This is a genomic window from Mannheimia indoligenes (assembly GCF_036880405.1).
In the GTDB taxonomy this organism is placed as follows: Bacteria; Pseudomonadota; Gammaproteobacteria; order Enterobacterales; family Pasteurellaceae; genus Mannheimia; species Mannheimia indoligenes.
In genome coordinates, this window is the sequence record NZ_JBAJJM010000002.1 from 128,606 (window position 1) to 142,611 (window position 14,006).

Below are 14,006 nucleotides of genomic sequence, written 5' to 3' on the forward strand. Positions count from 1 at the left end.
CTACAAGCGGTCGTTTTATGTTAGAATTTTTCCAAATTCAAAATAACAGGGAGAGAAAATATGTTTGATTCATTAGCGGTGCAATTTGTGGTTCTTTGGGCGGTTATTGACCCGGTTGGATCTGTTCCTGTTTATTTGGCGAAAACGATTGGTTTGCCGATTGAAGCACGTCGCAAAATTGCGTTAAATGCGGTACTCATTGCAGGGGGAATCTTAATTTTCTTCCTAATCGGCGGGCAGATTTTATTGGAGTCAATGCAAATTCCTCTACCTGCTTTCCAAGCTGCGGGTGGCTTAGTGCTTTTATTATTTGCTTTAACGATGATTTTTGGCGAAAGTAAGCCGGATCAAGAAATCAGAATGAGCAGTAATTTAAATGAATTAGCTGTTTATCCGTTAGCTGTTCCCTCTATTGCTTCTCCGGGGGCGATGATGGCAATCGTGCTACTTACCGACAATCACCGTTTTAGTATTAGTGATCAATTTATTACCGCTGGCATTATGATGCTTGTTTTAGCAATTACTTATTTATTATTGTTAGCTGCAAATAGAATTCAGCATTTAATTGGTAATGCAGGGGCGGCAATTATTAGCCGTGTGATGGGATTAATTTTAGCGGCAATTGCAGTGAATAATTTGCTTATTGGTGTGCGTGATTTCTTCGTGCAAGTTAGCTGATTTTTGAATAGGAATAGAATAAATTTATGGCTCTTTTACCTCTTGCAGATGCATTAGAGAATATGCTTTCTCGTTTGCCTGCTCCAACAATGATTGAATATTTACCATTAAATGAATGTGCAAACCGAGTGTTGGCGGAAGATATTTCCTCGCCTATTAATGTGCCTAATTTTGATAATTCAGCAATGGACGGTTATGCAGTACGCATTGCAGATTTAGAGCAAAATTTAACCTTAAAGGTAGCAGGAAAAGCCTTTGCAGGTAATCCGTTTAGTGGCGAACTCCAAGCAGGCGAATGTGTGCGTATTATGACGGGAGCCTTAATGCCAAAAGGTGTTGATGCCGTTGTAATGCAAGAGGAAACCACTTTAAATGCAGATGGCTCTGTAACTTTTAACAATATTCCAAAATTAGGTAGTAACATTCGTCGTATTGGGGATGATGTAAAGCAAGGTGCATTGGTATTGAAAAAAGGTTCGCTATTGAATGTAGCAAGTCTGCCATTGTTAGCTTCACTCGGCATTGCTTCTGTGCCTGTGTTTGCAAAATTGAAAGTGGCGATTCTTTCTACCGGCGATGAATTAACGTCGGTTGGAGAGTCTTTGAGTGAAGGGAAAATTTACGATACCAACCGTTTTGCAGTACGTTTAATGCTGGATAAACTCAACTGTAAGATTTTAGATTACGGTATTTTGCCGGATGATGAAACCTTATTTGAACAAACTTTTATTGATGCACAAGAAAAAGCTGATGTGGTGATTACTAGCGGTGGAGTATCGGTCGGCGAGGCAGATTTTACTAAAACAGTATTGGAGAAATTAGGCGAAATCGGCTTCTGGAAAATTGCAATGAAACCGGGCAAACCTTTCGCATTTGGTAAATTGGAAAAGGCGTGGTTCTTTGGTTTGCCGGGAAATCCGGTTTCCGCATTAGTAACCTTCTACCAATTAGTACAGCCTGCTTTAGCGAAATTATCAGGTTTATCAGCAGATAAAATTGCAAATCTTACGCAAAATTTAACCGCTTGTAGTGCCGAAAAATTGAAAAAAGCAGTTGGTCGTCAAGATTTCCAACGTGGCTATTACTACGCTAATCAGCAAGGCGGGCTGGAAGTTCGACCGATTGGCTCGCAAGGTTCACATATTTTTAGTGCTTTTAATGAAAGTAACTGTTTTATCGTGCTTGAAGCAGAGCGTGGCAATGTAGAGGCTGGGGAAAAGGTAACGATTCAGCCGTTTAATTCGTTACTCGGTTAGTTGAGGGGAGATATGGAACTGACTGATCACGAAACCCTTCGTTATAACCGCCAAATTATTCTCAAAAGTGTTGATTTTGACGGGCAGGAAAAATTAAAATCGAGCCGAATTTTAATTGTGGGCTTGGGCGGTTTAGGCTGTGCGGCGTCGCAATATCTTGCTTCAGCCGGGGTAGGGCATCTCACTTTGGTTGATTTTGATACAGTTTCACTTTCTAATTTGCAACGTCAAATTTTGCATACCGATGAAACCATTGGGTTGCCTAAAGTTGAATCGGCAAAAGTTCGTTTGTCAGCGATTAATCCAAATATTCAAATTGAAGTTATCAACCAAAAATGTAGCGATGAACAGTGGGCAGAACTCATTGCTAAAACAGATTTAGTGCTAGATTGTACCGATAATGTTACTGTTCGTAATCAACTGAACTTGCAATGTTTTAACCAAAAGCGACCGCTTGTATCAGGCTCGGCAATCCGTTTTGAGGGGCAAATTAGTGTATTTACTTATCAAGATAACGAGCCTTGCTATCAGTGTTTGAGTAGCTTATTTGGCGATGGCACATTGAGTTGTGTTGAAGCTGGCGTAATTGCTCCAATTGTTGGTGTCATTGGTAGTTTTCAAGCGTTAGAAGCGATAAAAGTGTTGCTGAATATTGGCAAAATATTATCGGGAAAATTGTTGATGATTGATGGTTTACATTTTTCAATACGAGAAATGGCATTGCTTAAGCAAAAAAACTGCTCTGTTTGTACCTCTAATTAAGTATTTTCAATACTAAGAGCGTAAATAAATGTAAATAATGAACGAATGTTCATTATTTTATTTGACGGCTAAAACGTTTTAGCCTATTATGCACACCGTTAATTCCTCCTTAGTTCAGTCGGTAGAACGGTGGACTGTTAATCCATATGTCGCAGGTTCGAGTCCCGCAGGAGGAGCCAAAGATTTTTTATTTTCTTTTGTTCTTGTTTTATTTGTCTCCTTTTATAAAACAGTAATTCAAACCTCCAGAATTAGAACAAAAGTTTTGCTCCGCTCACTTATTTGAGTGGAGCTTTTTTCTTTTGGGCTTTTAAAGCTCATCAAAGTATTCATTTCCCCACGTTTCTTCCGCTAATTTCAGTAAATTTGCAAAATCTTGGAAAGAAGGCACCGCTTGTTCTTCTTCAAGTTTGACTTGAGCGGTAATTAGCTTTTGCCTGAGCGATTCATACCATTCCAACAATGATAAGGAAAGTGGCGATTTTGCCCGCTTACCCAGCCAATAAAGCCCTTGAAAAGGGATAGAGATTGCAAAAATAGCCGTAATAACAGAATTAGCTACAACAGACTGTGTGGGATCGGTAAAAAAGTATTGCCATACTAAAGCAAAGCACGCAAAAGCAGGCATTACTTTAGAAGAAAATTTAACAAGGCGAATAATGTGATAATCAGGCATAAAATTTGCCAATTTTTTCTGATTAGGCAACGTGTTTAGATAGCGTTGCCCCGCTTCAAACAGGCTTAACATAGTTTTTCTCTTTCAATCTTTTCTTTTATTGTAGCTAACTTACTAAAATCTACAATAGGTTAATGCAGTTTGGGTTAACACTTGCTATACTTTACAACAAAGTGTTTACAACTTATTTGAAGGATATTTTATGCCAATTAAATTTGTGGATTTATTACAACAAAGTTGGAATTTTATGCGTAATCAGCAATCTTTCACACTGTTTGCGATAATGACTATTGTGGTGGTGCAGCTGGTATTTATTTTATTATTGCCAACTTCGCCGGAAATGGTTGCAAATCAGCAGCCACAACAAATTCAAATTGATAGCTCAAAATTATTAGCTATTTTAATGCCAACTGTTTTATTAGGAATTGCCAATTTATTTATGACAGTATTGATGATTTTAAACATTCAATCTATCAATAATGGCAACTATCAGCATTTTTTCCAAAATGCAGGTGGAGCATCAAAACACTTTTTACCTGTTTTAATGTTGCAATTTATTATGGTACTTCCTCTTTCGTTGGGGGCTTCTTTTGCGATGGCATCGCCTGAAACTGTGATTATTGCTTTGCCTATGCTAGTGGTTGGTTTTTATTTTTTCATTAAATTGTCGATCGTTATCTATGCATATTTATTGGAAAAACCACAGAAAACCTTATCAGAAAGTATTAAATTTACCTTCCAATTATCGCGTGGAAAAATGCTGCCATTAATTTTATTTTGTGTGATCTCTTATTTATTACCGGGAATGCTATCTCGATTATTTGCGGTTTTTGGTAATGATTTTGTCGGGGCACTAATTACCGTTGTTTTCAGTGCGGTAATTAATGTATTTATGGCAATTTTTAGTTTCCGCTTTTATCAAGTTTATCGCCAAATGCCGGCAAATTAATAGGAGATTAAATGAAACAATTACTTGAATTTATTCCGCTGATTCTGTTTTTTGTCTTTTACAAAATGGACGGCATTCAAATGGCATCAATTGTGTTAGTTGTGGCAACGATCGCACAAATGATAGTCTTAAAAGTGCTTTACGGTAAAATTGAAAAGCAACAACTTATTATGAGCGGAGCAGTGGTCTTTTTTGGTTTGCTCAGTGCTTATTTTAATGAAGTGAAATATTTACAATGGAAAGTTACCATCGTTTATTCACTTTTCGCTCTGGTGCTATTAGTAAGCCAATTTGTGTTTAAAGCACCGTTAATTAAAAAATTACTCGGTAAGGAAATTAATTTGCCGGAGCAAGTGTGGAATAAAATCAACTTCGGTTGGGCTATTTTCTTTATTATTTGTATGTTACTCAATATTTATATTAGCCAATATTTATCCGAAGATGTTTGGGTTGATTTTAAATCCTTTGGCATTATCGGATTAACATTGGTTGCAACAGTTATAACGGGTTTTGTACTTTACCCTTACCTAAAAGAGGCTGAAAAACAGGAAAAACAAGATGAAAAATAAACCTTATGAAAAAGATCCTGAGGGGAAACTGATTTTAAGAACGCTTGCAATGCCATCAGACACCAATGCTAATGGTGATATTTTTGGTGGTTGGATTATGTCGCAGATGGACTTAGGCGGTGCAATTTTAGCGAAAGAACTTGCGAAAGGCAGAGTTGTTACAGTAACAGTAGATAAAATGATTTTTCACAGACCAATCTCTGTCGGCGATGTGGTGTGTTGCTACGGCAAATTGATGCACGTTGGTCGTTCTTCAATGCAAGTAAAAGTTGAAGTGTTTATCAAGCAGGTTTATGAAGGCACGCGTGAACGTTTTCTGGTAACAGAAGCGTTATTTACTTATGTTGCTACTGATAAAGAAGGCAAGCCTCGAGCTGTGCCAAGAGAGAATAATCCGGAATTAGATGAAGCTTTATCATTAATTACCCCAACTACTACTGAACAAGGAGAATAGTATGTATTACGTCATTTTTGCACAAGATAATCCGAACACGTTGGAAAAACGTTTAGAAGTACGCCCTGCACATTTAGCTCGCTTAGAAAAATTGCAGGCTGAAAATCGTTTATTAATTGCCGGTCCTAACCCAACGGAAGATGGCACAGGCGTAACAGGTTCGACGGTTATTGCTGAATTCAGCTCTCTTGAAGAGGCTCAACAATGGGCAAGCCAAGACCCTTATGTTGATGCAGGTGTATATGGCGATGTGATTGTTAAGCCGTTTAAGAAAGTGTTTTAATTTTTTCTCCCCTCTTTAGCAAAGAGGGGAATGGATAAAACGTGCAATACCTATCCATTCCCAATTTTGAGCCTAAATTTATGCTTACCACTCTAATTTCCCAATCCCAACTTAATTTACCAGCCGATTTGCAAAATTCTGAGCAAATTCAACCGCTTGTTGTGGCGATGGCAATGTCTAATTTAGTTAAACAAACCTTGCAAAAACAGCCTGATTTACTGGAGCAATGGGTTCATTTTCCTCCAACGGTAGAGGAGTGTGGTAATTATGCCACTCGTTTAAATGAGCTTTTAGCAACGATTGAAAATGAGGAACAACTTAGCAGAGCATTACGACAATTTCGCCATCGTGAATTAGCTCGATTGAGCTTTTTGCAATCAAACAAACTTGCTACAGTTGAATTTGTATTTCAACACTTATCAGACTTAGCTGAAAGTCTGATTTTAACCGCAAGAGATTGGCTATTTAAAAAGTGTTGTGAAGAATATGGTATGCCAATGAATAGCTTGGGGGAAAAGCAAGAAATGCTGATTTTAGGAATGGGGAAACTTGGCGGAGGAGAGCTAAATTTTTCATCTGATATCGATCTCATCTTTATTTACCCTGATGCCGGCGAAACAGTGGGTGGACGTAAGCCGATTGAAAACAGCAAATTTTTTACCCGACTCGGTCAGCGTTTAATTAAAGCTCTTGATGATATTACCGCTGATGGCTTTGTATACCGTACTGATATGCGGCTTCGTCCTTTTGGCGACAGCGGAGCGTTAGTATTCAGTTTTGCCGCAATGGAGGATTACTACCAAGAGCAAGGGCGTGATTGGGAGCGTTATGCGATGATCAAAGCCAAAATTTTGGGCGAAGAGAGCCAAAATATCAATCATCGCTACTTAAAACAGATGCTACGACCTTTTGTTTATCGTCGTTATTTGGATTTTTCTGCAATCCAATCTCTACGTGAAATGAAGCAAAAAATCAGCCGTGAGGTGGTTCGTCGTAGTTTAACGGATAACATCAAACTTGGTGCCGGTGGTATTCGGGAAGTAGAATTTATTGTACAAACCTTCCAGATGATTCGTGGCGGGCGAGATAAAATTTTACAGGAACGCAGCCTGTTAAAAGTACTCCCTCGCTTGAGTGAGCTGAATTTATTAACGCAATCACAGGTAGAAAAACTGCATAATGCCTATATTTTTTATCGTCAAGTGGAGAATGTACTACAAGCGATTGATGATAAACAAACGCAAACTTTACCGACAGATCTTGATGATCAAGCTCGTCTTATTTTTGCTTGTCGGAGCTATTGGCAGCAAGCCTTAAATAGCGAAGATAGCATTTTTATAGAACACCCATTTAGCGATTGGGTAGGATTTTTAGCGGTGTTAAGTTGCCACCAAAATGAGGTTCGCCACATTTTTAATGAATTGATTGGTGAGGAAGAAAATGAAGATGAAGCCTCTCCATTAAATGAAAAATTAGCCGAATGGAAAGATATTCTGAATTACAACATCTCATTAGAAGATTTGTCTGCCATATTAAAAAATTATCCTCGAGTCGCAGAAAGCGATTATGAGGCGATTTTCCACCATTTTTCCACCACTTTCCAAGATTGGGTAAAACGCCCGATTGGAGTAAGAGGGCGAGAAGTGCTTCGCAATTTAATGCCGAAAATCGCAGACAGCATTTTTGAGCGTGAGGATTATTTATTACTTTTACCTCGTTTGCTCAACATCGTAGATAAAATCACAACCCGTACAACCTATCTGGAATTGATGGTGGAGCGTGAACAGATCTTGCCACAGCTATTAACACTCTGTAGCAAATCGGTAATGATTGCCGAGCAAATTGCTCGCTACCCAATGTTGCTTGATGAACTGATAAGATACAATGGCTTAACCGAAGTGCTAGAGCTTGAGCAGTATCAATCTACCTTACAGGATTATTTAATCCGCATTCCAGAAGAAGATGAAGAAGCTTTGATTGATGGCTTACGTCAGTTTAAACAAACGCAGATTTTACGTATTGCCGCAGCCGATATTTTAGGTGTGCTACCCGTTATGAAGATCAGCGATCACCTTACTTACTTAGCACAAGCCATTATCAATGCGGTAGTGAATATGGCGTGGAAGCAGGTCAGCCGGCGTTTCGGTACACCTGAACATTTAGAGTCTGATGAAAAAGGCTTTGCGGTTATTGGCTATGGAAAATTAGGTGGGATTGAGCTGGGGTACAATTCAGATCTTGATCTGGTTTTTTTGCATAATGCTCCAGAAGATAGCCAAACGATTGGCGGTAAAAAGGAAATTTCAAGCCATCAGTTTTACTTAAAACTTGCTCAAAAAATTAACTCGATTTTTAACCTTAACACCAGTGCCGGCGTGTTATATGAAGTGGATATGCGACTTCGCCCGTCCGGTGAAGCAGGGCTTTTAGTCAGCACCTTTAATGCCTACGAACATTACCAACAAAATGAAGCTTGGACGTGGGAAAGTCAAGCCCTTGTGCGGGCAAGATGTGTGTTTGGGGCAGAGTATTTAAAGCAAGAGTTTGAACGCATCCGTCAATCTACCTTGGCATTACCTCGCACAAGCGGTCAATTACGCCAAGAAATTTGCGAAATGCGGGAGAAAATGTATCAGCACCTGAGTTCCCATTCGCAAGACAAATTCCATATCAAAACCGATCAGGGCGGCATTACTGACATTGAATTTATTGCTCAATATTTGGTGCTGGCTCACAGTAATGAAAATCCACAAATGGCGGTATGGTCTGATAACGTGCGGATTTTCGACAGTGCGGTGGAATGCGGCATTTTAAGTCTACAAGAGAGCGAGCAGCTCAAACATTGCTACACATCACTTCGCAACAAAATTCACCATTTAAACTTACTCCGCAAAGAAAATGTGGTTGAGGCAGCAGAATTTGTGGAAGAGAGGGAGTTTGTGAGAAAAATGTGGCAAGCATTATTGAACTAAATGGTAAAATTTTTCCAAAAAACAACCGCTTGTTAGGCTATAATAGCGATTAAAGAGGAGAATATGTATGGAATATCAATTTACGCATAGTATTCACGGGATTGTGGCAAAATGTTCAATGGATCACGAGGCATTTGCCCGTTGGTTGAATACGGAGATTACAGGCAATCCGAAAGAGTTGGAAACCATTTTTGCTGAAATTGAAAAGTGCAGAGCGGCTTTCCCAAATCATTATGAATGCGTATTTGAAGGACGTGAATACAGTATTTATTTTGATTATGATGAAGTGATGGCAAAAGCGAATAACTTAGATGCGGCTTTTGACGAAGAAGAAATGGAAGAAGGTTTTCAATTTTACAATGAAGAGAGTATTGCGTTTTGTGGCTTAGATGATTTTGAAAAATTCCTCAAAGCCTATCACCATTTTATGCAAACTTACCATTAATTGAAATCAACGCTATTAAGGCAAGATAATTCCTTGTAGAATAGCGTTTTATTAAAACTAGATGATGAAACAATTATGAGTCGTACGAAAAAAACACGCCGCATTACTGATATTATGCCGGCAAGAAAAACAGATAAACCAAAGCAACCAACCCCTAAATTAGGTGGTGGTAAAAATCGTAAATTAACCCGTTATGAGTTAGATGCTCAAGCTCGTGAGGAAAAGCGTAAACGCAAACATAAAGGTTTACCGACCGGTTCTCGTAATGCTGATCCGGCAGAGCAGAAAAAAGCGGTTGAGAAAGAAGTAAAAGATCCACGTATCGGCAGCCGTAAAAAAGTGCCGTTAATGGTGGAATTTGTTAATCAACCGGAAAAAGGGCGTACGATTAAGCCTGTTCCGGTTGAACCTGTAAAACCAACGCTTTCACCTGAGCAAGAGTTAGAGCAATTAGAAAATAATGAATGCTTAAATCAGCTATTAGATGATTTAGAAGCAGGCAAAACGTTATCGCTTGAAGATCAGAAATTTATGAATGAATGTTTAGACCGCATTGATGAATTAATGACGGAACTTGGCATTGAATTTGAAGATGAAGACGGTGATAACGGTGATGCGTTATTACGCCAATTTGAAACAATGGATATTAATAAATTCCGCTAACGGATAGCAAATTATGATGCTAAAAATATTCCTGATTGTACTAGCTATACTTATTCTGATTTCAATGGCTGGTTATGCAATCCATTTAATGCTTAAAGTCCGTTTACAAAAAAGACGTGAGCAAGAGTTGATTGAAGAAGCTAAACAATCACAAAAAGCCCGCTATCTACGTATTTTAGAAAGCATTGATGTGATTACCAGAGCAATGATTTCTGAACAATGCGATCTTTCCGAAGGCGTTTTACGTTTAAAGCCTCTGTTAGATGTATTGGGTAAAAAATTAAGCCACTATAATGCGATGTGGGCGTTATATGAAGTGGTGGAAAATATGCCGATTTTAGATGAACGTAAAAATTTAAAACGCAATGAACGAATGAAACTTGATTTAGAACGTGAGGCAAAGGAAGTTGAGCTTGAAGCCGAGATTAAAATCGAGTGCGAGCAATTATTAAAAGATATTGAAGAAATGAGAAAGGCAGTCTAATGTCGGAAATTATTTGGGATTTAGCCCTTATTCAAAAATATAACCATTCAGGTCCTCGTTACACCTCTTACCCAACGGCATTAGAGTTTAACGAAAATTATACTAATGATGATTTTATTGCAGCGGCTGCTCGTTATCCTGAGCGTCCGCTTTCGCTTTATGTACATATTCCGTTTTGTCATAAACTGTGCTATTTCTGTGGCTGTAATAAAGTGATTACCCGCCATCGCCATAAAGTTGAAATATATTTAGATTATTTAGAGCGTGAAATTAAAACCCGATCACCGCTATTTACAAATCGCTTGGTTACGCAAATTCACTGGGGCGGTGGTACTCCAACTTATTTAGATGAAGATCAATCTGCACGTTTGATGCAAATGCTGCGTACTCATTTTGAAATTAGCGAAGATGCTGAAATCAGTATCGAGATGGATCCGCGTGAAATTGAACTAGATATGTTAGATCACCTAAAAGCTATCGGTTTTAACCGAATTAGTATGGGGATTCAAGATTTCGACAAAGAAGTGCAACGCTTAGTAAACCGTGAGCAAGATGAAGAGTTTATTTTTGCGTTAATGAAGCGAGCAAAAGAACTCGGTTTTGTTTCGACCAATGTAGATTTAATTTACGGCTTACCGAAACAAAATGTTGAGAGCTTTATGTACACGTTACAACGTGTGGTAGAATTAAATCCGGATCGTATGAGTGTGTTTAACTACGCACACTTGCCAAGTCGTTTTGCAGCACAGGTTAAAATCAAAGAAGAGCTACTGCCGGCACCGGAAACAAAGCTTACGATCTTACAAAAATCGATCGAATTCTTAGGCGAAAACGGTTATAAATTTATCGGTATGGATCACTTTGCCAAACCTGATGATGAACTTGCGGTTGCCCAAGAAAAAGGGATTTTACACCGTAACTTCCAAGGCTATACAACACAAGAAGAGTGCGATTTGTTAGGTATGGGCGTTTCAGCAATCAGCTTATTGGGCGATACTTACGCTCAAAATCGCAAAGAGTTACAGCAATATTATGCTGATGTGGAAGAAAGTGGCATTGCTTTACATAAAGGTATTGCACTTACCCAAGATGACTGTATTCGCCGTGATGTGATTAAAGCCTTGATTTGTAATTTCAAATTAGATTTTGCAACTATTGAAAAGCAATACGGTATTGATTTTAAAGCCTATTTTGCTGAAGATCTGACTTTATTAGAGCCGTTAGCGGAAGATGAATTATTAACGATTAACGATGATGGCATTGTGGTGTTACCGCGTGGACGTTTGTTAATCCGTAATATTTGCTTATGTTTTGATGTATATTCAAGACAATTAGCGAGAAGACAGCAGTTTTCCCGTATTATCTAGTAGAACAAGCGGTTATTTTTTTAAGATTTTTTGCAAAATATAAAATAATCGGATTTGCAAGAAAACGTTCAAATTCAACCGCTTGTTCCCAATTCAGAAAGGAAAAATAATGAAACAGCGTTATAGCTTACTTTCTCTTGCTGTGATGGCAGCTTGTTATAGTAATTATGCAGTAGCTGATCTAAAGCAACAATGCTTGCTTGGTGTACCTCAATTTCAAGGTGAGGTAGTAGAAGGCGATCAGCTCAGAATGCCTGTTACCATTGAGTCTGACAGTGCGGTGATTAATCAGCCTCGTGATGCAACTTACACGGGTGATGTGAGTATTAAACAAGGCAATCGTTCAATTGTGGCTGATCAGGTTCGAGTGGAACAAGACGGCGAAAATGCCCGAATGGCATATTTGCAAGGCAATTTTAACTATCAAGACAATTTGATTCAAGCCACTGGAGCTGATGCTACTATTAATCTGCTTTCCAAAGATGCCAACTTAAGTAATGCTAACTATCAATTAGTCGGCAGACAAGGGCGAGGTACAGCAGAGTATGGTGAATTTGGGGATAGCAAACGTACGCTTAAAAATGCCAGCTTCACTTCTTGTTTACCCGATGACAATTCTTGGCAAATTGACGCGAATGAGATGATCCAACACGTTGATGAAGAGTATGCTGAAATGTGGCACGCTCGTTTCAAAGTCTTAGGTGTACCTGTTTTCTACTCACCTTATTTACAATTTCCGATTGGTGATCGTCGTCGCACTGGGTTACTTATTCCAAGTTTTGAGCGTTCAAGCAAAAATGGTTGGACTTACTCTCAACCATTTTACTGGAATATTGCACCGAATATGGATGCGACAATCACACCAACTTACTATTCCCGTCGTGGCTGGCAAGTTAGTCCGGAGTTTCGTTATCTAACCAAAATCGGTCAAGGCTTGGTGGCAACAGAGTATATGGCGAAAGATCGTCTCAGTGAATATCAACCGGAAAATGATGATCGTAAACGTTATTTGCTCCACTGGCGACACGCAATGAGTTTCTTAACTGATTGGCGTTTCTCGGTAGATTACACCAAAGTTAGCGATAGACGCTATTTCTCTGATTTTGATTCAGACTATGGTAACAGTACAGACGGCTACGCAACACAAAATTTTAGATTAGGTTATTACCAACCAAATTATAATTTATCGATTTCAGGTAAAAAATTCCAAACCTTTGATGAATTGGATATCGGACCTTACCGTGTACTTCCACAAATTGACTTTAATTACTACAAAAACGATTTAATTAAAGGTGGTGATTTCAAATTCTTCGCTCAAGCTGCTCGTTTTGAAAATGATAGTAAACTAATGCCAAAAGCGTGGCGTTTCCACGCTGAGCCAACGTTAAACTTTCCATTTGCAAACCGCTACGGTAGTTTGAATTTAGAAACTAAGTTATATGCAACTCATTATTTGCAAAGTAAAGGAAGTGAAAGTACAGAAGAGATCAAGAAAAGCGTAAGCCGAGTATTGCCTCAAATTAAGTTAGATTTCAAAACGGTTTTAGCATCAGATAAACAACTATTCTCCGGTTTTAATCAAACGATTGAGCCGAGATTGCAATATATTTATCGTCCATACAAAAATCAAAGCGATATTGGTTCTAAACGCCAGAAAAGTGTGAGTTTAGGTTATGATTCGGCACTATTGCAAAATGATTACTTCTCACTATTTAACGACCGCCGTTATAGTGGTTTAGACCGAATTTCATCGGCAAATTTAATTACAGCCGGTGGAACAACTCGCTTCTTTAACAATGAAACAGGAGAAGAGGTATTCAACTTTAGTTTAGGTCAAACCTATTATTTAAGCCCATCAAAAATTGATGATACATCGGATAATAGCACTGCTAAACGTTCTTCTTCGTGGGCGGCAGAATCTAACTGGAAATTCCATAAAAAGTGGAACTGGCACGGTAGTTATCAATATGACACTCGCTTAAATCAAACTTCTTTAGCGAATATGTCATTGCAATATAAACCGCAATCAGACAAATTGATTCAGCTTAACTATCGTTATGCAAGTAAAGATTATATCAATCAAAACTTAAATACGAATAGATATGGTCAATCTATCAAGCAAATTGGTGGGGTATTAGGTTGGGAAATAACGGATAAAGTATCGGTAATGACCAGTTATTATCACGATCTTGCTTTGAAGAAACCGGTTGAAGGGCAGCTTTCTCTGAATTACAACACTTGTTGTTGGGCAGCGAATGTCTACGTGGCTCGCCGCTTAGTTTCAACGCCTGTCGGTTCGCCTGATACGATTAACGATTTTTACTACGATAATAAATTCGGGATTAACTTTGAGTTACGTTTTGGCACAAGTTATAGCAATGGCGTATCGAGAATGTTAAAACGAGGCATTATTCCTTATACTGAACCTTACGGTATCAATTAAAAAAA

Annotated in this window: 14 protein-coding genes and 1 tRNA gene; 14 read left to right on the top strand and 1 reads right to left on the bottom strand. The window is 38.5% G+C overall.

Annotated features, from left to right (window positions below; genetic code table 11):
- The first annotated feature begins 60 nt into the window (after window positions 1-60).
- From V6W77_RS02440 to V6W77_RS02455, 4 genes are all read left to right on the top strand, one after another.
- Window positions 61-678: a MarC family protein gene (locus V6W77_RS02440; RefSeq protein ID WP_283386120.1), complete on the top strand. Its 618-nt coding sequence runs from the start codon at window positions 61-63 to the stop codon at window positions 676-678.
- Between the two features lie 26 nt (window positions 679-704).
- The gene (moeA, locus tag V6W77_RS02445; protein WP_334253685.1) at window positions 705-1,934 is read left to right on the top strand and encodes a molybdopterin molybdotransferase MoeA; all 1,230 of its coding nucleotides are present in this window, start codon (window positions 705-707) and stop codon (window positions 1,932-1,934) included.
- A gap of 12 nt (window positions 1,935-1,946) precedes the next feature.
- The gene (moeB, locus tag V6W77_RS02450) at window positions 1,947-2,696 is read left to right on the top strand and encodes a molybdopterin-synthase adenylyltransferase MoeB (RefSeq protein ID WP_334253686.1); all 750 of its coding nucleotides are present in this window, start codon (window positions 1,947-1,949) and stop codon (window positions 2,694-2,696) included.
- A 103-nt stretch (window positions 2,697-2,799) separates the two neighbouring features.
- Window positions 2,800-2,875 (top strand) — tRNA-Asn (locus V6W77_RS02455).
- A 131-nt stretch (window positions 2,876-3,006) separates the two neighbouring features.
- On the opposite strand, the gene yfbV is transcribed toward V6W77_RS02455, so the two are convergent.
- Window positions 3,007-3,444 (bottom strand): terminus macrodomain insulation protein YfbV, encoded by a 438-nt coding sequence (gene yfbV / locus V6W77_RS02460; RefSeq protein ID WP_334235985.1) that lies wholly within the window; start codon window positions 3,442-3,444, stop codon window positions 3,007-3,009.
- 130 nt (window positions 3,445-3,574) lie between these two features.
- On the opposite strand from yfbV, the gene V6W77_RS02465 reads away from it, so the two are divergent.
- The 10 genes from V6W77_RS02465 to lptD all read left to right on the top strand — a co-directional run bounded on the left by V6W77_RS02465 (window position 3,575) and on the right by lptD (window position 14,001).
- A complete protein-coding gene (locus V6W77_RS02465; RefSeq protein ID WP_334253687.1) occupies window positions 3,575-4,321 on the top strand; it encodes an ABC transporter permease in 747 nt (248 codons plus the stop codon).
- 11 nt (window positions 4,322-4,332) lie between these two features.
- The gene (locus V6W77_RS02470; protein ID WP_025236319.1) at window positions 4,333-4,890 is read left to right on the top strand and encodes a septation protein A; all 558 of its coding nucleotides are present in this window, start codon (window positions 4,333-4,335) and stop codon (window positions 4,888-4,890) included.
- On the top strand, window positions 4,880-5,344 hold the full coding sequence (gene yciA, locus V6W77_RS02475) for an acyl-CoA thioester hydrolase YciA (protein WP_283386114.1): 465 nt from the start codon (window positions 4,880-4,882) through the stop codon (window positions 5,342-5,344). Before V6W77_RS02470 ends, yciA begins: the two co-directional genes overlap by 11 nt.
- Before the next feature lies 1 nt (window position 5,345).
- Window positions 5,346-5,627, top strand: coding sequence for a YciI family protein (locus V6W77_RS02480; protein WP_283386113.1), 282 nt, complete (start codon window positions 5,346-5,348; stop codon window positions 5,625-5,627).
- A gap of 80 nt (window positions 5,628-5,707) precedes the next feature.
- Window positions 5,708-8,599 carry a bifunctional [glutamate--ammonia ligase]-adenylyl-L-tyrosine phosphorylase/[glutamate--ammonia-ligase] adenylyltransferase gene (gene glnE / locus V6W77_RS02485; protein WP_334253688.1) on the top strand — a complete coding sequence of 964 codons (2,892 nt, stop codon included), beginning with the start codon at window positions 5,708-5,710 and terminating at the stop codon, window positions 8,597-8,599.
- Between the two features lie 67 nt (window positions 8,600-8,666).
- Window positions 8,667-9,044: a YacL family protein gene (locus V6W77_RS02490; RefSeq protein WP_334253689.1), complete on the top strand. Its 378-nt coding sequence runs from the start codon at window positions 8,667-8,669 to the stop codon at window positions 9,042-9,044.
- Between the two features lie 75 nt (window positions 9,045-9,119).
- The gene (gene yihI / locus V6W77_RS02495) at window positions 9,120-9,707 is read left to right on the top strand and encodes a Der GTPase-activating protein YihI (protein WP_025236314.1); all 588 of its coding nucleotides are present in this window, start codon (window positions 9,120-9,122) and stop codon (window positions 9,705-9,707) included.
- A 16-nt stretch (window positions 9,708-9,723) separates the two neighbouring features.
- Window positions 9,724-10,191 (top strand): DUF2489 domain-containing protein, encoded by a 468-nt coding sequence (locus tag V6W77_RS02500; protein WP_334253697.1) that lies wholly within the window; start codon window positions 9,724-9,726, stop codon window positions 10,189-10,191.
- A complete protein-coding gene (gene hemN / locus V6W77_RS02505; RefSeq protein ID WP_334253690.1) occupies window positions 10,191-11,558 on the top strand; it encodes an oxygen-independent coproporphyrinogen III oxidase in 1,368 nt (455 codons plus the stop codon). Before V6W77_RS02500 ends, hemN begins: the two co-directional genes overlap by 1 nt.
- Before the next feature lie 109 nt (window positions 11,559-11,667).
- The gene (lptD, locus tag V6W77_RS02510) at window positions 11,668-14,001 is read left to right on the top strand and encodes an LPS assembly protein LptD (protein WP_283386111.1); all 2,334 of its coding nucleotides are present in this window, start codon (window positions 11,668-11,670) and stop codon (window positions 13,999-14,001) included.
- The last annotated feature ends 5 nt before the right edge of the window (window positions 14,002-14,006 follow it).

Bases quoted from the DNA above. Each gene is read 5' to 3' on its own strand.
- V6W77_RS02465 (WP_334253687.1), top strand. From the start codon at position 3,575: ATGCCAATTAAATTTGTGGATTTATTACAACAAAGTTGGAATTTTATG.
- V6W77_RS02480 (WP_283386113.1), top strand. From the start codon at position 5,346: ATGTATTACGTCATTTTTGCACAAGATAATCCGAACACGTTGGAAAAA.
- hemN (WP_334253690.1), top strand. From the start codon at position 10,191: ATGTCGGAAATTATTTGGGATTTAGCCCTTATTCAAAAATATAACCAT.
- moeB (WP_334253686.1), top strand. From the start codon at position 1,947: ATGGAACTGACTGATCACGAAACCCTTCGTTATAACCGCCAAATTATT.
- moeA (WP_334253685.1), top strand. From the start codon at position 705: ATGGCTCTTTTACCTCTTGCAGATGCATTAGAGAATATGCTTTCTCGT.
- lptD (WP_283386111.1), top strand. From the start codon at position 11,668: ATGAAACAGCGTTATAGCTTACTTTCTCTTGCTGTGATGGCAGCTTGT.
- yihI (WP_025236314.1), top strand. From the start codon at position 9,120: ATGAGTCGTACGAAAAAAACACGCCGCATTACTGATATTATGCCGGCA.
- glnE (WP_334253688.1), top strand. From the start codon at position 5,708: ATGCTTACCACTCTAATTTCCCAATCCCAACTTAATTTACCAGCCGAT.
- V6W77_RS02490 (WP_334253689.1), top strand. From the start codon at position 8,667: ATGGAATATCAATTTACGCATAGTATTCACGGGATTGTGGCAAAATGT.
- V6W77_RS02470 (WP_025236319.1), top strand. From the start codon at position 4,333: ATGAAACAATTACTTGAATTTATTCCGCTGATTCTGTTTTTTGTCTTT.
- V6W77_RS02440 (WP_283386120.1), top strand. From the start codon at position 61: ATGTTTGATTCATTAGCGGTGCAATTTGTGGTTCTTTGGGCGGTTATT.
- yciA (WP_283386114.1), top strand. From the start codon at position 4,880: ATGAAAAATAAACCTTATGAAAAAGATCCTGAGGGGAAACTGATTTTA.
- yfbV (WP_334235985.1), bottom strand. From the start codon at position 3,444: ATGTTAAGCCTGTTTGAAGCGGGGCAACGCTATCTAAACACGTTGCCT.
- V6W77_RS02500 (WP_334253697.1), top strand. From the start codon at position 9,724: ATGCTAAAAATATTCCTGATTGTACTAGCTATACTTATTCTGATTTCA.